17 protein-coding genes are annotated in these 18,646 nt (G+C 68.2%); 13 read left to right on the plus strand and 4 right to left on the minus strand.

Features of this window, described 5'->3' with window-relative positions; all coding sequences use genetic code 11:
• The first annotated feature begins 69 nt into the window (after positions 1–69).
• From arc to ABZV91_RS05290, 4 genes are all read left to right on the plus strand, one after another.
• Positions 70–1,830: a proteasome ATPase gene (arc, locus tag ABZV91_RS05275; protein ID WP_355235699.1), complete on the plus strand. Its 1,761-nt coding sequence runs from the start codon at positions 70–72 to the stop codon at positions 1,828–1,830.
• 202 nt (positions 1,831–2,032) lie between these two features.
• A complete protein-coding gene (locus ABZV91_RS05280) occupies positions 2,033–3,562 on the plus strand; it encodes a glycosyltransferase family 39 protein (RefSeq protein WP_355235807.1) in 1,530 nt (509 codons plus the stop codon).
• A gap of 18 nt (positions 3,563–3,580) precedes the next feature.
• Complete coding sequence (locus ABZV91_RS05285) at positions 3,581–3,946, plus strand: arsenate reductase family protein (RefSeq protein WP_355235702.1); 366 nt, start codon at positions 3,581–3,583, stop codon at positions 3,944–3,946.
• Positions 3,947–4,142: 196 nt separating this feature from the next.
• The gene (locus ABZV91_RS05290; protein WP_355235704.1) at positions 4,143–4,820 is read left to right on the plus strand and encodes a TIGR00266 family protein; all 678 of its coding nucleotides are present in this window, start codon (positions 4,143–4,145) and stop codon (positions 4,818–4,820) included.
• A 163-nt stretch (positions 4,821–4,983) separates the two neighbouring features.
• Here ABZV91_RS05290 and ABZV91_RS05295 read toward each other — a convergent pair whose 3' ends face one another.
• The 4 genes from ABZV91_RS05295 to ABZV91_RS05310 form a co-directional block, all read right to left on the minus strand.
• Positions 4,984–5,544, minus strand: a complete 561-nt coding sequence (locus tag ABZV91_RS05295) for a dihydrofolate reductase family protein (protein ID WP_355235707.1) — start codon at positions 5,542–5,544, stop codon at positions 4,984–4,986.
• A complete protein-coding gene (locus tag ABZV91_RS05300; RefSeq protein WP_355235710.1) occupies positions 5,545–6,465 on the minus strand; it encodes a helix-turn-helix domain-containing protein in 921 nt (306 codons plus the stop codon).
• 84 nt (positions 6,466–6,549) lie between these two features.
• Positions 6,550–7,893 carry a DUF3533 domain-containing protein gene (locus tag ABZV91_RS05305; RefSeq protein WP_355235713.1) on the minus strand — a complete coding sequence of 448 codons (1,344 nt, stop codon included), beginning with the start codon at positions 7,891–7,893 and terminating at the stop codon, positions 6,550–6,552.
• Between the two features lie 156 nt (positions 7,894–8,049).
• Positions 8,050–9,237 carry a DUF418 domain-containing protein gene (locus ABZV91_RS05310; RefSeq protein WP_355235716.1) on the minus strand — a complete coding sequence of 396 codons (1,188 nt, stop codon included), beginning with the start codon at positions 9,235–9,237 and terminating at the stop codon, positions 8,050–8,052.
• 92 nt (positions 9,238–9,329) lie between these two features.
• Here ABZV91_RS05310 and dop point away from each other — a divergent pair, with 92 nt between their 5' ends.
• From dop to tatC, 9 genes are all read left to right on the plus strand, one after another.
• Entirely contained in the window at positions 9,330–10,829 is a 1,500-nt protein-coding gene (gene dop / locus ABZV91_RS05315; protein WP_030521324.1) for a depupylase/deamidase Dop, read from the plus strand.
• A gap of 165 nt (positions 10,830–10,994) precedes the next feature.
• Positions 10,995–11,189, plus strand: coding sequence for a ubiquitin-like protein Pup (locus ABZV91_RS05320; protein WP_355235719.1), 195 nt, complete (start codon positions 10,995–10,997; stop codon positions 11,187–11,189).
• Positions 11,186–12,058 (plus strand): proteasome subunit beta, encoded by an 873-nt coding sequence (prcB, locus tag ABZV91_RS05325; RefSeq protein ID WP_355235722.1) that lies wholly within the window; start codon positions 11,186–11,188, stop codon positions 12,056–12,058. The genes ABZV91_RS05320 and prcB overlap by 4 nt, the downstream gene beginning before the upstream one ends.
• Entirely contained in the window at positions 12,055–12,807 is a 753-nt protein-coding gene (prcA, locus tag ABZV91_RS05330; protein WP_039825234.1) for a proteasome subunit alpha, read from the plus strand. The genes prcB and prcA overlap by 4 nt, the downstream gene beginning before the upstream one ends.
• A gap of 402 nt (positions 12,808–13,209) precedes the next feature.
• Entirely contained in the window at positions 13,210–14,568 is a 1,359-nt protein-coding gene (gene pafA, locus ABZV91_RS05335) for a Pup--protein ligase (protein WP_355235725.1), read from the plus strand.
• Positions 14,569–15,083: 515 nt separating this feature from the next.
• Complete coding sequence (locus ABZV91_RS05340; RefSeq protein WP_355235728.1) at positions 15,084–16,079, plus strand: YafY family protein; 996 nt, start codon at positions 15,084–15,086, stop codon at positions 16,077–16,079.
• Positions 16,076–17,059: a YafY family protein gene (locus ABZV91_RS05345; protein WP_355235731.1), complete on the plus strand. Its 984-nt coding sequence runs from the start codon at positions 16,076–16,078 to the stop codon at positions 17,057–17,059. Before ABZV91_RS05340 ends, ABZV91_RS05345 begins: the two co-directional genes overlap by 4 nt.
• Positions 17,060–17,215: 156 nt before the next feature.
• Complete coding sequence (tatA, locus tag ABZV91_RS05350) at positions 17,216–17,470, plus strand: Sec-independent protein translocase subunit TatA (RefSeq protein WP_355235734.1); 255 nt, start codon at positions 17,216–17,218, stop codon at positions 17,468–17,470.
• A gap of 166 nt (positions 17,471–17,636) precedes the next feature.
• On the plus strand, positions 17,637–18,605 hold the full coding sequence (gene tatC / locus ABZV91_RS05355; RefSeq protein WP_355235737.1) for a twin-arginine translocase subunit TatC: 969 nt from the start codon (positions 17,637–17,639) through the stop codon (positions 18,603–18,605).
• The last annotated feature ends 41 nt before the right edge of the window (positions 18,606–18,646 follow it).

An 18,646-nucleotide genomic window follows, 5' to 3' on the forward strand; every position in this document is an offset into this window, starting at 1 on the left:
ATCGTGTCGGACAGCGCAAACGGGCCGCGCCCGGTAGCGTTGATAGACCGGGACTGGGAGGAGCAGCACATGAGCCCCATCGAGAATTCGGATTCGGCGGCCTGGAGAGAACTCGAGGCAGTACGCGCCGAAGCGGCTGCACTCCGGAGGCAACTCGCCGACTCACCGGATCGCACACGGGAATTGGAAGCCCGTATCGATTCGCTGACCATTCGCAACACCAAGTTGATGGATACCCTGAAGGAAGCGCGACAGCAACTCGTCGCGTTGCGTGAGGAGGTCGACCGGCTCGGTCAGCCGCCCAGCGGTTACGGGATTCTGATCGGTGTGTACGAGGATCAGACCGTCGACGTGTTCACCTCCGGCCGCAAGATGCGATTGACCTGCTCGCCGAACATCGACACCACGACCCTGGCCTACGGCCAGACCGTCCGTCTCAACGAGGCGCTGACGGTGGTCGAGGCCGGGATGTTCGACGCGATCGGGGAGATCGGCACACTGCGGGAGATCCTCGACGGAGGACGCCGCGCGCTGGTCGTCGGGCATGCCGACGAGGAGCGGGTGGTCTGGCTGTCCGGCCCCCTGGCCAAACTGGCCGACGCCGACGATCTGGAGGATCCGGACTCGCCGATCCGCAAGCTGCGGCCCGGTGACTCCCTGCTGGTCGATACGAAGGCCGGGTTCGCGTTCGAACGCATCCCCAAGGCCGAGGTCGAGGATCTGGTCCTGGAAGAGGTCCCCGATGTCGGATACGAGGACATCGGTGGTCTCGGCCGCCAGATCGAGCAGATCCGCGACGCCGTGGAGCTGCCGTTCCTGCACAAGGATCTGTTCCGCGAGTACGCGCTGCGCCCGCCCAAGGGTGTGCTGCTCTACGGTCCGCCCGGCTGCGGTAAAACGCTGATCGCCAAGGCGGTGGCGAACTCGCTGGCCAAGAAGATCGCGGAGGCGCGGGGCGAGGATGCCAAGGAAGCGAAGTCCTACTTCCTGAACATCAAGGGCCCCGAGCTGCTGAACAAGTTCGTCGGCGAGACCGAACGCCATATCCGGATCATCTTCCAGCGGGCCCGGGAGAAGGCCTCGGAAGGCACGCCGGTGATCGTGTTCTTCGACGAGATGGACTCGATCTTCCGCACCCGCGGTTCCGGTGTCTCCTCGGATGTGGAGACCACCGTGGTGCCGCAGCTGCTGAGCGAGATCGACGGTGTGGAAGGGCTGGAGAACGTCATCGTCATCGGCGCCTCCAACCGCGAGGACATGATCGATCCCGCGATCCTGCGGCCCGGCCGGCTGGACGTGAAGATCAAGATCGAGCGGCCGGACGCCGAATCGGCGCAGGACATCTTCTCGAAGTACCTCACCGAGGGGCTGCCGCTGCACGCCGACGATCTGGAGGAGTTCAAGGGCGACAAGGTGGCCTGCGTCCGCGCGATGATCGAGCGGGTGGTGGACCGGATGTACGCCGAGAGCGAGGACAACCGCTTCCTGGAGGTCACCTACGCCAACGGCGACAAGGAGGTCCTGTACTTCAAGGACTTCAACTCCGGTGCCATGATCCAGAACATCGTGGACCGGTCCAAGAAGTACGCCATCAAGGCGGTGCTCGACACCGGTAACCCGGGTCTGCGGATACAGCATCTCTACGATTCGATCGTGGACGAGTTCTCCGAGAACGAGGACCTGCCCAACACCACGAATCCGGATGACTGGGCCCGTATCTCGGGGAAGAAGGGCGAGCGGATCGTCTACATCCGCACGCTGGTCACCGGGAAGAACGCCAGTGCCAGCCGGGCGATCGACACCGAGTCGAACACCGGCCAGTACCTGTAACCGGCACGAATCACCGAGGCCGCGCCCCGCTGGGGCGCGGCCTCGGTCGTCGCCGGGGTCCACCTGTGGTCGTACCGCGGGTACGCCGCGCGTGCGGTCTCGCCCCCCTGGATTCCACCGATCGGTGGACGCCGGGGCGGCGGCGTCGCGGATATGTTCCGAGGGCCAGGTTCACGAAGCCCAGGAGTATCCCGTGACCACGATGACCGATTCCGCCCCGCCGCGGCCGGACACACCGACCGACCGGTCCTTCGCGACCGTTCCTGTCCTCGGGGTGGCCGCCGTGGCCGCCGTCGTGCTGGTGCTCTCGGCGACCCGCTACGGCTATTTCGGCGACGAACTGTACTTCCTGGCCGCGGGACGGCGGCTGTCGTTCGGTTACGCCGATCAGGGGCCGGTGCTGCCCCTGCTCGCGGCGCTGGGGAATGCCGTCGCGCCGGGTTCGCTGGTGGCCCTGCGCCTGCCCGCGATCGTTCTGACCGTGGTCGCGATCGTGGTCGCCGCCCTGATCGCACGGGAACTCGGGGGCGGTCGCGGCGCCCAGGTTCTCACCGCCGTGGGCTACGCGACCTCACCGTTTCTGCTCATGCAGGCCAAGAACCTGTCCACCAACGCGATCGACTCCGCGCTGTGGGTCCTGATCACCTGGCTGGTGGTGCGCTGGGTCCGCACCCGCCGCGACGCGCTGCTGCTGGCCGCCACCGCGGTCACCGCACTGGATATGCAGGTCAAATGGCTGATCCCGTTCTTCTGGCTCGCGGTGGTGGCGAGTTCCCTGGTCTTCGGCCCCCGGGACCTGGTACGGCGGCCGGTGCTGTGGGCGGGTGGGTTGATCGTGCTGCTGGTATCGGTCCCTTCTCTGTTCTGGCAGGCTCGGCACGGCTGGCCGCAGCTGGGCCTGGGCGCGGTGGTGCGCGCGGAACAGCAGTACTCCGGCGGCCCGGTGGCCTTCGTGCCCCTGGCCGTCCTGCTCGCGGGAGCGCTGGGCGCGGTGCTGCTGTGCTACGGCCTCTGGGCACTGCTGTGCCACGAGCCGCTGCGTCCGTACCGCTTCCTGGGCGCCACCACGGTGCTGCTGCTCGCGGTGTTCCTGCTCTCCGGCGGCCGTGTTTACTACCTGGCCGGAATGTACGGAGTGGTGTTCGCGGCCGGCGCGGTCGGTCTGCTGGCGGCGGTGCGGCGGGTCGAGCCGGTACGGCGCCGCCGGGTGCTCCTCGGCTCGGGCGCGGTGCTGGTGGCGGTATCGCTCGCCCTGATCGCCGGGTCCACGCCCTGGCAGGACCCCGACGCGATCGCCCCGCCCGCGAACGATACCGAGGCCGCGTTGAACATCGGGCTGTACGGCGAATTCGGCTGGATCGAACTGGCGGACGCGGTGGTGACGGCCTACCGTTCGCTGCCCGCCGCGGAGCGGGACCGATCGGCGGTGATCACGGAAAGCTACTGGCAGGCGGGCGCCTTGGATCAGCTGGCGCGGACGGAGTTGCCGCAGGTGCACAGCCCCTCGCGCGGGTTCGGATATTTCGGCGCGCCGGCCGAATCGGCCACCACCCTGGTGTGTGTGGGCGGCGACGAGGATCTGTTGCGCGCGCAGTTCGCGACACTCGAACCGATCGGCCACGTCGACACCCGGCTCGGCTTCCTGGGCAACACCCGCGACGTCACCCTGTGGAAATGCGCGCAGCCGCGGCGGCCGTGGTCGCAGGTGTGGCCGGAATGGATGCACCTGTAGCGGGCTACGCTCACAGCCATGAGCACTCCGGAAACCGAGATCTGGCACAACCCGCGCTGCAGTAAGAGCCGGGCCGCCTTGGCGCATCTGGATGCCGCCGGAATCGAGTACTCGGTCCGCCGATACCTCGACGATCCGCCCACCGCCGCGGAGATCCGCACGGCGCTCGACCGGCTCGATGCGCAACCGTGGGATATCACCCGCACCGGTGAGGACATCGCGAAGGACCTGGGAATGGCCGAGTGGGGACGGACCGAGGCGGACCGGGAACGCTGGATCGAGGCGCTCGCCGAGCATCCCCGGCTCATCCAGCGTCCGCTTGTGTTCACCGCCGGGCGTGCGGTCGTAGCCCGCGATGCGGATGCGCTGGATTCGCTGGGCTGAGTCCCCGGCGGTTGCCGGAGCGTAGCGCGGCCGGGTCCGACCTCGGTGCGCGCTGGAACGCTGCGGCGGCCGGCTTTCGGTGCGGAAAACGCAGGTTATCGCCTACCGTGCCCGACCCGGAAGCGTGCGTGCGGTACCGGTACGGACAGCCACCGGTACCGTACGGTCACCACCTCGGTGGCGGTAGTGTCGGCTCATGAAAGTTGAACTGCGGCACAATCCGTCGTCGACGGTGGCCCGCTGTGTCCTGGCGGGTGGTGAGCCGGTCCGCGTGGAATCCGGCGCCATGGTGGCGCATTCGGCCGGGGTGAGTCTGGAGGCCAAGGCCGAGGGCGGCATCCTGGCCGGCCTGAAGCGGTCGATGCTCTCGGGCGAATCGTTCTTCGTATCCACCTTCACCGCGCCGCAGCAGGGCGGCTGGGTGGATGTGGCGCCGTCGCTACCCGGGGATATGCTGGCCCTCCAGATCGCCCCGGACCGGCCGTATTTCATCAGCCGCGGGGGCTGGATCGCCAATTCGACCGGCGTCCGGGTGGAGAGCAAATGGGGCGGATTCGCCAACCTGTTCGGCGGTGAGGGCGGCTTCGGGCTGCGCGCCTCGGGCCAGGGCGAAGTCGTGGTCGGTGTATTCGGGGCCATCGATGTCATCGATCTGGCGCCCGGCGAGCCGGTCACCATCGATACCGGACACGTGGTCGCCTACGATCTGTCGATCCAATTCACCATCCGGCGCGCGGTCTCCGGTCGCTCCCTGCAGTCGCTCAAATCCGGGGAAGGCCTGGTGTTCGACTTCGTGGGCCCCGGACGGGTGCTGCTGCAGACCCGCAACCCCAGCGCCTTCGCTTCCTGGACGTCGTCGGTTTCCTCGGGGTAGGCGAACCCTTCGCCTCCGTTCCGGCCGTGCGGGTCGGTGCGTGTTGAAGGCCCGTTCCGACCCGCAGACCCGAACTCGACCGGCACCGTCCCGCTCACCCGGCCGGCCCAGTCACGGATGGCGGACCGGTGCGGTCGTTCCTGCCCGACCGCACCTCGCCGAATCATCCGTTCGGCGCGACGACCGTGTAGCGCACGCAGGCGAATTCCCCATTGCCCGCCACCTCGTCGACCCGCAGCTCCAGCCGGCGCGGCAGCAGCGGCGCGCCCGCGCCCAGGGTCACCGGAGCGATCGACACGATCACCTCGTCGAGCACACCGCGGTCGGCGAACTGTCCCGCGAGTTCGCCGCCGCCGACGACCCACAGGTTCTTCCCGGCCGCCGCCGCGGTCATCGACTTGTGCACGAGCTCGATCGGGTCCTGGGTGAAGCGCACATCGCCGTCGATACGCGGGGGGAACTCACGATGGGTGCAGACCCAGGTCGGGACCTCGTAGGGCCAGGGTTGCGCCGCCTCGTTGTCGAGCAGCCACTGATAGGTGTTGGCGCCCATCACGATCGCGCCGACCCCGGCCATGAACTCGGTCATGGCCATGGGGCCGTTGTCGTTGTCGGCCTCCCGGGACAGCAGCCAGTCCAGGGAGTGCTCGGGGGTGGCGATGAAGCCGTCGAGGCTGGTCGCCGTGTAGTAGACGGTCCGGGGGCCGGTCGCCGGGGTGGTCATTCACTCTCTCCTTCGCAGCCAGTCGATCGGGTCGCCCCAGCCGACGGGATCATCGGGTGATGTGTCGCGTATCCAGTACCGCACCAGCTGGCGGCGATACGCGGAGTAGGTGAGCACATGCGCGATCACGCTGCCGAGAACGAAACTCTCCGGGGGCTCGCACAGGGCATCGATCAGGGTGTCGCCCCAGCCGCCGCGCCGATCGATCTCGCGGACGGTATCCAGCCACCGGGGCCCCACCTCGTCGAGGCGAGCCGCGAGCGCGGCCGGATCGTCGCCGCCGGCCACCGGAGTGTCGGCGCCCTCGATCGAGGCCAGCCAGCACTCCTTGCTGCGGATCAGATGGTGCAGTACCGCCGCGACCGAATCCTCGGGGCCGTCCCAGGGCAGGACGGTCCCGCTGCTGCCCCGGGCGCGCCGGTACTGCTCCTCGGTCAATCCCGTGGCCGCTTTCAGCAGCAGGGCGGTGTCCTCGAGGTCGTGGTGCAGCAGCAGGGCGGTCGGGTCCATATCGGATCGTCCTCTCGGTTCTCCCTCCACCCACAGCGACATGGGCGGATGGAAATGGATGCCGTTCGCCGCGGGCAGCCAGCGCGGTGTCCGGCCCGTCAGCGGCGGGGTCGCGCTCGGTGGATGACCGAACGCGCGGGTGAACGCCCTGCTGAACCCCTCCACCGTGTCGTACCCCGCGGCGAAGGCCACCTCGGTGACCGCCGCGCCGCCGCCCAGCTGCCAGCACGCGCGCTCCAGCAGCACCCGCCGCCGCAGACCCACCGGCGACTCGCCGGTACCGCGACTGAACTGCCGGGCGAAGTGGTACCGCGAGGAGTACGCACCGGCGGCCATCTGCCCGAGCGTGGTGTTGTCTTCGTCGAGAACGGCGTCCAGTAGTTCTCGCAGTCGGTCCCGTCGGTTGCTCACCCGTAGAGTCTGTCGGGTCGGATACCCGGTGCGCTTGACCGATCTTGCGCAGTCCGGCCCGCGCCGGGCGGTCCGCGCCGCGGTTCAGCGGTCGCTGCGGCGGTCCAGGCCCTTGCGGTCGTAGAGGATCGTGAAGACGAGACCGAGGACCAGGCCGATTCCCAGCCCGACCAGGCTCATCCCGACCCCGCGCGCCAGTCCGGGATTGCCGTGGGCGTCGAAGTACAGGATGGCGCGGATACCCAGGTAGATCTGGTGCATCGGTTCGAAGGCGGCCAGCCAGGCCATGTAGTGCGGGGTGGCCTCCAGCGGGATGGTGGCGCCGGCGGAGGGCAGGCCGAGCACGATGAACAGGATCAGGTTGATCAGCAGACCCGCAGACCCGAACACCGCGAGCACCGACAGCGCCGTGACCCCGACCGCGAGGATCGCCAGCGTGCCGAAGAGGAACAGCGCCAGGCCGTGTTCGAGCGGAACGTCCAGCAGGGTGGCGATACCGACGAACAACCCGGAGGCGACCGGCGCCACCACGGCCATCACCCCCCACTTCAGCAGCAGGGTGCGGACCCGGGAATGCGGGGAGGTCGGATGGTGTACGAACCACGGCCCGTATTCGGTGGGAACGAAACCGAGCGCCGAATCGATCATGGTGTGCACGATCATGGCACCGGTGAAACCGGCCAGCACCACCAGCAGGGTGTAGAAGAACGCGGACAGCCCCTGGCCGGTCCCGTCCGGCAGCGGCCGGTACTGCTCGATGAGCACATTTATCGGCTCGGCCAGCATCAGCCGGGACGCGCCGGAGACCTGGGTGCCGCCGCCGGGGCCGGAGCTCACTTCGCGGTCGACCGTCGCGGTGAGTTGTTTGCCGACCTCGGCGTTCACCTGCGTGAGCGCCTGCCGGGCGATGATCTGGGTGATCTGGGTGGCGAAGGTCCCGGTACGCGGATTGGTCACCACGGTGATCACCGGCTGCTGGATATCGCCGGGCACCACACTGCCGGCACCCAGGATCGACAGCCGTTTGGACAGATCGCTGGGCAGGATGATCGCCCCGTAGACCTCGCCGTTGTCGAGCAGACGCTGGGCCTCGCCGATGCCGGTGACCCGCAGATCCACCTTGTCGGCCGGGATGCGCTCGGTGAGCGCCGCGGTGATCTGGTCACCGATATCGATCTGCTGTCCGTCGCGGATATCGCCGTCGTCCTGGTTCACCAGCGCGATCGGGAAATCGTGCAGGTTCTTCTCCGGGTTGACGACATAGCCCAGATACATCGTGGACAGCAGGGCCATCAGCAGCGTCACCACCACGATCGGGCCGGCCCAGATACGGATGCGACGGCGCACCCGGGCGCGGGTGTCGGTGTCTCCCGTGTCGTCCGGTACGGCGTGTGCGCCCGGTTCGTCGCCGGTGCTGTCGGTCCCCATCGCGTCCTCCGTCGAAGCTGCGCGCCCGGCCCGGATAGACGGGCCGGGCATCTGCCGGTACGGCCGGGTCAATGGTGGCAGCTACCCGGCCGCGCGGCGGTACCGCGACCGGGTGTGTCTGCTCACTGTGGCGGGCGTATCAGCGCAGCGCGGCGGCTATGCCCGATTCAGGAGCCGATAGCTCGAATGCCACAGCCACTCCACCGGACCGCGTTCGAACCGGCGCAGCCAGCAGTGCGCGAACAGCGCGATCACCGCGCACACCGTCACGTAGACGGCGACCGTGAAAGGCACCCGGGCCTCCGGGGCGAACCGTGCGGCCAGCCCGAACCCCCAGCCGTAGCACAGGATCGACGCCACCAGATTCTGCAGGATGTAGCAGCTCAGCGCGGCCCGGCCGATCTCGCTCAGCCGGCGTCCGGCGAAACCGGTGTGGGGGCGGCGCACGTAGAATTCGGCGACCAGTGCCAGGACGCCCAGCGCGACCACCGGCGCCACCAGATAACGGGTGATCAGTACGAAGTCGCCGCCGCCGGCCAGGCCGGCCAGCAGATCGATCGGCGCGGCCACACCGAAACCCAGGAGCAGGAGCAGGCGCCGCAGGCGCGCCCCCTCGGGCAGGAACACACCGGCGTGGAACAGGCGGGCGCCCACCAGGAACAGCACGATGGACAGCGGCAGGATGACGATCGCTTCGGCGCGGAACGCCAGGGCGTGCTCGGCGCGGAACAGCACCAGATCCCAGAACGAACCGTCGGCGTACGGATTCGGCGACAGCGGCGCCCGCGCCCGTGGTGCGGCCGGCGCCGCCACCACCAGCGAGACGACGTACAGCGCGATCAGGGTGAGATGCACGCCGAGCATCGCGTAGAGCCACCGGCCCTGGGCCCGCCCACCGCGCGTGAGCAGAAACGCGACGATCGCCGCCGTCACGGCGTACCCCATGAGCACATCGAATTCGGCAATCAGGAGGAAATTGAGCAGGCCGTCGAGGAACAGCAGGGCGGCGCGCCAGGGGTATCCGCCCGGCCAGGGGCGCCCGGCCCGGCGGGCCGAGCTCTGCTGGATGGCCAGGCCGATTCCGAACATCACCGTGAGCAGGCCCAGGAATTTGCCCTGGGCCAACTGCTGCAACACCTTCTCGGCCCACATCCAGCCGTCGGTGGGGGAGATCGAGATCCGGTGCAGATATCCGCTCAGGCCCTCGGGGTCGGTCAGGATCCAGACATTCGTGCCCAGCGTGCCCAGGATGGCGATTCCGCGCAGCACATCCAGTGCCGCGAGCCGGGCCGGGCGTGGCGGGTTCGGTCCGGGGGCGAGTGGGTCGGTGACGGTGCGGGTCATGGTCAGAGCATGTGGTCGCGGGCTGCGCCACGGCATCGGCCGGAAGTACTACTCGACGGATGATTCGCCGTCCGTCGCCTACGCTCGAACCCATGCAGCGCATCATCGGTATCGAGGTCGAATACGGGATCTCCACGCCCACCGAGCCGTCGGCCAACCCGATCCTCACCTCTACCCAGGCGGTTCTGGCCTACGCCGCGGCGGAGGGGGTGCCGCGCGCCAAGCGCACCCGATGGGACTACGAGGTCGAGTCGCCACTGCGTGATGCCCGCGGCTTCGACCTGAGCCGGATGAACGGTCCGGCGCCGGTGATCGATGCCGACGAGGTCGGCGCGGCGAATATGATCCTCACCAACGGCGCCCGCCTCTACGTCGACCACGCGCACCCGGAGTACTCCGCGCCCGAGGTCACCGATCCGTTGGACGCGGTGATCTGGGACAAGGCCGGTGAACGGGTGATGGAGGCGGCCGCTCGGCACGCGTCCAGCGTGCCCGGTGCGCCCCGGATGCAGCTCTACAAGAACAATGTCGACGGCAAGGGCGCCTCCTACGGCACCCACGAGAACTATCTGATGAGCCGCGAAACCCCGTTCAACGCGGTGATTCTCGGGCTCACGCCGTTCTTCGTCTCCCGGCAGGTGATCTGCGGGTCCGGCCGGGTCGGGATCGGGCAGTCCGGCGACAACGCGGGCTACCAGCTCTCGCAGCGCTCGGACTACATCGAGGTCGAGGTGGGGCTGGAGACCACGCTCAAACGCGGCATCATCAACACCCGCGACGAACCGCACGCCGACGCCGACAAGTATCGCCGGCTGCACGTCATCATCGGGGACGCCAATCTGGCCGAGATGTCGACCTATCTGAAGGTCGGCACGACCGCGCTGGTGCTGGACCTGATCGAATCCGGTGCCGATCTGTCCGATCTGCAACTGGCCCGCCCGGTCACGGCGGTCCACACCATCAGCCACGATCCCACGCTCCGCGCCACGGTCGCCCTGGCCGACGGCCGCGAACTCACCGGGCTGGCGATCCAGCGGCTGTATCACGAACGGGTCGCCAAGTTCGTCGAGGAGCAGGGCAACGACGACGAGCGGGTGCGTGATGTGCTCGACAACTGGTCGATGGTGCTGGATCTGCTGGAGCGCGATCCGATGGAATGTGCCGACCTGCTGGACTGGCCGGCCAAACTGCGCCTGCTCGAGGGCATGCGCAGCCGCGAGGGTCTGGGCTGGGCGGCGCCGAAACTGCATCTGATGGATCTGCAGTACTCGGATGTGCGTCTGGACAAGGGTCTGTACAACCGGCTGGTGGCGCGCGGTTCCATGAAACGGCTGGTCACCGAACAGCAGGTGCTCGACGCCATGACCAAACCACCCACCGATACCCGGGCCTACTTCCGGGGCGAATGCCTGCGCCGCTTCGGCGCCGATATCGCCGCCGCGAGCTGGGACTCGGTGATCTTCGACCTGGGTGGCGATTCGCTGGTCCGTATTCCCACCCTGGAGCCCCGACGCGGGACCAAAGCGCACGTCGGGAAACTGCTCGACGGGGTCGATACCGCTGCTGACCTGGTGCGACAGCTCACCACCTGAGTGTTCACCGGATATGCCCCGGGCGGTCGTGACCACCGGGGTGGGACGTAATCCGACTACGTGTCGTCCCGGCTGGGTAGTGTTGAAGAACGAGCACAGGAGTGCTCACGATTCGTCCGGTACGCGAGCGCGGCCGGTCGGTGGAAACAGAGGAGGTCGGCTGCGATGGCACAAGAGCACACCAAACGCGCCGGGGGCGGCGACGACGACGAAGGCGTCGACGGCGTAGACGCCGCGGGTCAGGAACGGCGCGAGAAGCTGGCGGAGGACGCCGACGACCTGCTCGACGAGATCGACGATGTGCTCGAAGAGAACGCCGAAGACTTCGTTCGTGCCTACGTGCAGAAAGGTGGCCAGTGACCGCAGGTGACCCCTTGCGTCTCCAACTGGGGTACGCCCTCTCGTCCTTTTCCGAACATCTGCGTCAACACGCACCGGATCTCCTGCCGGGGAGCGGATTCGACGCCCTGAGCCAGCCCACCGCCGCCGGAAACCCCGGCGGCGGTGCCACGGGGGATATCGCACCGCACGGCACCACCGTGGTCGCGGTGTCCTATCGGGGCGGTGTCCTGATCGCCGGCGACCGGCGCTCCACCCAGGGCAATCTGCTGGCGGGCCGCGATGTGGAGAAGGTCCATATCACCGATACCTACTCGGCGACGGGTATCGCCGGCACCGTGGGCATGGCCATCGAACTGGTCCGCCTGTTCGCGGTGGAACTCGAGCACTACGAGAAGATCGAAGGCGTTTCCCTCACCTTCGACGGCAAGGCCAACAAACTGTCGAAGATGGTGCGCGACAACCTGCCGGCCGCCATGCAGGGCCTCGCGGTGGTGCCGCTGCTGGTCGGCTACGACCAGCAGGCCACCGATCCGGACCGGGCCGGGCGCATCGTCTCCTACGACGTGGTCGGCGGGCGCAGCGAGGAGCGGTTCGGATTCACCGCCGTCGGCTCCGGCTCCATGTTCGCGCGGACCTCGCTGAAGAAGCTGTACTCCAAGGGGATCGACGCCGACCGCGCGCTGCGTATCGCGGTGGAGGCCCTGGTGGACGCGGCCGACGACGATACCGCGACCGGCGGGCCCGACCTGCTGCGCGGGATCTACCCGACCGCGATCCTGATCGACGACGAGGGCGCCGTCGAGGTGGCCGAATCCCGGCTCGAGGAGATCGCGCGCGGTATCGCCGCCGACCGTCAGGCCGCAGAGGAAGGGAGCGCCCGGGCATGACCCTGCCGCTGTATGCGTCCGCCGAGCAGATCATGCGCGACAAGACCGAGCTCGCGCGCAAAGGTATCGCCCGGGGCCGCAGTGTCGTGGTGCTCGCCTACGACGAGGGTGTGGTGTTCGTGGCGGAGAACCCGTCGGCGACCCTGCACAAGGTCAGCGAACTCTACGACCGGACCGGTTTCGCCGCCGTCGGCAAGTACAACGAATTCGAGAATCTGCGCCGGGGCGGCATCCTGCAGGCCGACCTGCGCGGCTATCAATACGATCGCCGCGATGTCTCCGGCCGGGCGCTGGCCAACGCCTACGCCCAGGCGCTGGGCTCGATCTTCACCGATCAGCTCAAACCCTACGAGGTGGAGATCTGCGTCGCCGAGGTCAGCTATCCGGAGCAGGAGCCCGAATCGGTCCTGTACCGGATCACCTTCGACGGATCGATCGTCGACGAGCGTGAGTACGTGGTGATGGGCGGTACCACCGAGCCCATCGTCAGCGCGCTCAAGGAGTCCTACCGGCCGGGTCTGGACCTGGCCGGCGCGATCCGGGTCGCGGTCGAGGCGTTGCAGTCCAGCGAGGGCGCGGACAAGGACAAGCGCACCCTCGGGGTCGGTTCGCTCGAGGTGGCCACCCTGGAGCAGGCACGGCCGCGGCGGGCTTTCCGGCGGATCGGCCGCGCCTCCCTCGAGGAACTGCTGGGCTCGTCGGGTGAGGCCGGCTCGGCGGAGCCGGAAACCGGCGGCAAGCCGGACTGAACAGGCCGGCTCCGCGCCGGATGGAGATTCACGGGTCGCGCACCGGGCAACGGTGCGCGACCCGTTTATGTGAGATGTGCGGTCGGCCGTCCATGGATTGGTGACCTTCGAGCACTTACAGTGCTGTGAGCCTCCTCAGGTCGGTCCGGGTGCACGACAGCATGCACCTTATGTCTATTCCGGATGGTCTGCGTTCGTGGTCGGGGCCCGCCCCCGATTCTGGACCGACGGAGGGAAGGAGCGCAGCGACTGAGCGGAGGAGGGAAGAATCGGGGTCACAGGGCCCCGACCCGCCCCGCCGGAGGCGGGGCAAACAACCACAGCCCAATCGTTGCCAAGCCGTATACATCGGGTTTTCCGCACTGACCCGCAGGAATCATTCCGCGCTGTAACCTCGATAGTGTGCAGCGACGAATTATGGGGATCGAGACCGAATTCGGTGTGACGTGCACCTTTCACGGACACCGCCGGCTCAGCCCCGACGAGGTGGCCCGGTATCTGTTCCGCCGGGTGGTTTCCTGGGGGCGCAGCTCCAATGTGTTCCTGCGAAACGGCGCCCGGCTCTACCTCGACGTCGGTTCGCATCCGGAGTACGCCACCGCCGAATGCGACAGCCTGGTCCAGCTGGTCACCCATGACCGGGCCGGGGAGCGAGTACTGGAGGACCTGCTCATCGACGCCGAGCAGCGCCTCGCGGAGGAGGGTATCGGCGGGGACATCTACCTGTTCAAGAACAACACCGATTCGGCGGGCAACTCCTACGGATGCCATGAGAACTTCCTGGTCGTGCGGGCCGGCGAGTTCTCACGGATCTCCGATGTGCTGCTGCCGTTCCTGGTCACCCGGCAGTTGATCTGCGGGGCCGGCAAGGTGCTGCAGACGCCGAAGGCGGCCACGTTCTGCCTGTCGCAGCGGGCCGAGCACATCTGGGAGGGCGTCTCCTCGGCGACCACCCGTTCGCGTCCGATCATCAACACCCGCGACGAACCGCATGCCGACGCCGAGAAGTACCGGCGCCTGCACGTGATCGTGGGCGATTCGAATATGGCCGAGACCACCACCATGCTCAAGGTCGGCACCGCCGCCTTGGTGCTGGAGATGATCGAGGCCGGGGTGTCGTTCCGCGATTTCGCGCTGGACAATCCGATCCGGGCCATCCGCGAGGTCAGCCACGACCTCACCGGTCGTCGCCCGGTGCGGCTGGCCGGTGGCCGGCAGGCCAGTGCCCTGGATATCCAGCGCGAGTACTACGCCCGCGCCGTGGAGCACCTGCGCAACCGGGACCGTGATCCGCAGGTCGACCAGGTGGTCGATCTGTGGGGCCGCACCCTGGACGCGGTGGAATCGCAGGATTTCGCCAAGGTCGACACCGAGATCGACTGGGTGATCAAGCGCAAGCTCTTCCAGCGCTACCAGGATCGCTACAACATGGAGCTGGCCGATCCCAAGATCGCTCAGCTGGATCTGGCCTACCACGACATCAAACGCGGCCGCGGCGTCTTCGACCTGCTGCAGCGCAAGGGTCTGGCCAAGCGGATCACCGAGGACGACGCAGTCGACGCGGCCGTCGACACCCCGCCGCAGACCACCCGGGCGAAACTGCGCGGTGATTTCATCACCGCCGCCCAGGCCGCCGGCCGGGACTTCACGGTCGACTGGGTCCATCTCAAGCTGAACGACCAGGCCCAGCGCACCGTGCTGTGCAAGGACCCGTTCCGCTCGGTGGACGAGCGAGTGGATCGCCTGATCGCCTCGATGTAGGGGAGTCGCCGGGGCCGGTCGGATTGTAGTCCGGCCGGCCCCGGTGCATCTTCGCTGGCTGTCCACTACGCCCGGTGCCCTTCGGACGCGCCTCCCGAATGAGTAGCCGCCCATTCGCGAAGGTGCTGTGACTATTTGCGTCGCCTTCGGCGCCGCGGGGTCGAGGACCCTCGGTCCCGCCGTTCAGGCCTCGAGACTCACGCCTGCGGCGCGTGCAACGTGCGGTGGGCCGTCCTCAGAGTGCGATCATCGAGCACCTTCGGCCAAGGGCGGGACGCGCCTCGACCCTTTCAGTGCCTCATAAGACTCGGCACCGCGAGGGCGCTGCTACTCGTGAAGACAATCGACACCAGGTCACCCGGGCGGTCGAGTCGACACCCGATCCGGACATCGCCCGCCGACGCAACCCGAATGCGTCGAGTCTTACGAGACACATCCAAGGGTCGAGACCAAGGGGGCCTCGACCCCGCGACGCCGCAGGCGGCGCCGATAGACACTGCACTATTCTGCTTCGGGTGGCGATATCCAAGGTCGAGCGCCTGATGAATCTGGTCATCGCGCTGCTGTCGACTCGGCAGTTCCTGACTGCGGAGCGCATCCGGGAGAGTGTCGCGGGCTACGAGGACTGTGCCAGCGACGAGGCGTTCAGCCGGATGTTCGAGCGGGACAAGAACGAGCTCCGGGATCTGGGCATACCTCTCGAGGTGGGCCCGTCCGGTCGTTTTTCGACGGTGGAGGGTTACCGGATCAACCGGGACGCCTATGAGCTGCCGGATATCGATCTGACCAGTGAGGAATCGGCCGCGGTGGCGGTCGCTCTACAGATGTGGGAGTCGCCGGAGCTGGCGGCGGCCGCGGCGGGGGCGCTGCTGAAACTGCGGGCGGGGGGTGTGCATGTGGAGACCGATACCGCGTTCGCGGCGATTCCGGCGGTGCCGGCGCGGACGCGTGGGTCGGAGCCGGTGCTGGGTAAGTTGCTCGCGGCGATCGATGCCGGGCAGGCGGTACGGTTCGAGCATCGCGGCGCCAGTAATGCGCCGTATCTGATGCGGGATGTGGAGCCGTGGGGGGTGGTGACGTGGCGGGGCCGCTGGTATCTGGTGGGGCACGATCGCGACCGGGATGCGGTGCGGACCTTCCGGTTGTCGCGGATCGGGGAGGAGATCACCGCGTACGGGCCGCGTAACGCCGTGCGTCCGCCCGCGGGGACGGATCTGCGGGAGATCGTGACCCGGGTGACCGGTAGTGCCCCGGTCACCGGGTCGGCCACCATCTGGGTGGCGCAGGGCCGGGGCCGGGATCTGCGCCGGATCGGCGAGGTGGTGGGTAGCCGGACCGTCCGTGACCGGCCGGGCAGCGTGCTGGAGGTGCCGATCCGGTCGCAGCACTGGCTGGCCCGGTTGATCACCGGGTTGGGTGCCGATGCGCTGGTGCTCGAGCCGGCGGAGTTGCGGGCCGATGTGGTGGCGCGGTTGCGTTCGGTGATCGACCGGACGGAGGTGGCGTTGTGAGCACCCGTTTGTCGGCGCGGCTGTCACGGCTGCTGAACATGGTCCCGTATTTCGTGGCCAATCCCGGGATCAGCGCGGCCGAGGCCGCGGCGGATCTGGGGGTGACGACCAAGCAGTTGATGGCCGATCTGAATCAGCTGTGGATGTGCGGGCTGCCCGGCTACGGTCCCGGTGACCTGATCGATCTGTCCTTTTCGGAGGAGAGTGTGCAGGTCACCTTTACCGCGGGTATCGAGCGGCCGTTGCGCCTGACCTCGATCGAGGCGACGGCGGTGCTGGTGGCTCTGCGGTCGATCGTCGATCTGCCGGGCATGGTGGATCCGACCGCCGCGCATTCGGCCATCGCCAAGCTGGAGGCGGCGATCTCCGGCGCGGCGTCGGCCGGGGACGTGGGGGGCGCGCCGGGCGGCGAACCGCCCGCCGAGGCTCCGGCGGTGACCACGGTGCGGTCCGCGGTGGCGGCGCGCCGGGCGCTGCGGCTGGAGTACTACTCGGCGAGCCGCGATGTGGTGTCCGACCGGGTGGTCGATCCCATCCGGATCGTCGCCGTCGACGACAACAGCTATCTGCAGGCGTGGTGCCGGGAGGCCGAGGGTGTGCGGCTGTTCCGGTTCGACCGCATCGAATCGGCGGCCGAACTCGATGAACCGGCCCGCCCGCCGCGGGAGGCCCGCGATGCCGAGGCGGGACTGGATCTGTTCCAGGACGATCCCGCGGTGCCGTTGGCGCGGCTGCTCATCGCCGCCGACCACGGCTGGGTGCTGGACCAGTACCCGATGCACCGGGTGGCGGTGCACGCCGATGGCAGTATCGAGGCGACCATGCGTTTCGCCACACTGGATTGGATGGCGCGGTTGGCGCTCGGGTTCGGATCGGGGGTGACCGTGCTGCGTCCGCCGGACCTGGTGGCGGCGGTCCGGGAGCGGTCCGATGCCGCCCTGGCGGCGTATGCGGCCGCGGGGCTCGGCGAGCTCGCCTGACAACCGGCGGACCCGCCGCGCGTCCGCGACCACCGGATGTGGGGTGAACGGCGGTCTACCGGCGGGTGACGTGCGGGCATCTGCCCCAGGTTGCGTTCGATGCGCCTGTCTGGGCAGGTAGCATCGGAAAGACCACAGTCTTGGGAGGTAACCACAATGGGCAGTCTGAGCATCTGGCACTGGCTGATCATCGCGGCGCTGTTCGTGGTGTTCTTCGGCGCGAAGCGGATGCCCGACGCGGCCCGCAGTCTCGGCCGGTCGCTGCGCATCTTCAAGAGTGAAGTGAGCGAGATGCACAACGACGGCAAGCCCGCGAGCACCGCGACCGCGCAGCCCGCTCCGGAACTGCCGGCCGGCCGGGAGACGGCGCCGCCGGCGACGGAGACCCGGAGCGAGTCGAAAACGCTCTGAGCCCGTATCCGCGGGTCCGGAGAAGCCCGGACCCCGATACGATGCTGTCGACCCGGCGCTGCCGGCCGGGCCCTGACCGACTACCGGGCGGAGTATCGCCGGGGCACCGGGCAGCGCCGCAGGTCGAGCGGAGCGAGGCACGCTGATACGAGGGCATCCACACACCATGCGAATTCCGTTCGACCCCCGGCACAGCAAGCGCCGGACCAATCCCGATGGCACCATGTCCTTGGTCGACCATCTGCGGGAGTTGCGCACCCGGCTGTTGATCTCGCTGGCGGCCGTGCTGGTCACCACGATCGTGGGATTCCTGTGGTACGCGCATTCGTTCTTCGGGCTGGAGAGCCTCGGCGAGATCCTGCGCGGCCCCTACTGTTCGCTGCCCGATTCGGCGCGGGCCTCCCTGTCGCCCGACGGTGCGTGCCGCCTGCTGGCCACGGCGCCGTTCGAGCAGTTCATGCTCCGGTTGAAGGTCGGCCTGACCGCCGGCGTGGTACTGGCGTGCCCGGTCTGGCTGTACCAGGCGTGGGCGTTCATCACGCCGGGCCTGTATCCGAAGGAACGCAAATACGCGGTCGGTTTCGTGGTGACCGGCTCGTTCCTGTTCGTCGCCGGCGCGGTGCTGGCCTACTGGGTCATCTCGCACGCGCTGAGTTTCCTGCTCAGTATCGGCGACAATGTACAGATCACCGCACTGAGCGGTTCCCAGTACTTCAGTTTCATCATCCAGCTGCTGATCATCTTCGGTGTCAGTTTCGAAACCCCGCTGCTGATCGTCGGGCTCAACCTGATCGGGGTGCTGCCCTACGAGAAGTTGAAGGCCTGGCGGCGCGGCATCATCTTCGGTCTGTTCGTGTTCGCGGCGATCGTCACCCCGCAGGACCCCTTCTCCATGCTGGCGCTCGCGCTCGCGCTGACGGTGCTGTTCGAGTTCGCGGTGCAGTTCGCCCGGTTCAACGACCGGCGCCGGGCCCGGATCGAGGCACAGCAGCTGGGCGCTCTCGACGACGAGGAGGCGTCCCGGATCGAGGCGCCGACCTCGGTCGATCCGGCGACGCCGATTCCGTCGGCCGATACGGTGCCCGCCCCCGAGCGGCCGGGCCGGACGAGCACGGACTATTCGGACACACTCTGACCGCTGCGCGCCCCGTCCCGGAAATTATCGGCGCGACCGGT

The organism is Nocardia sp. NPDC004568, from assembly GCF_040609955.1.
GTDB lineage: Bacteria > Actinomycetota > Actinomycetes > Mycobacteriales > Mycobacteriaceae > Nocardia.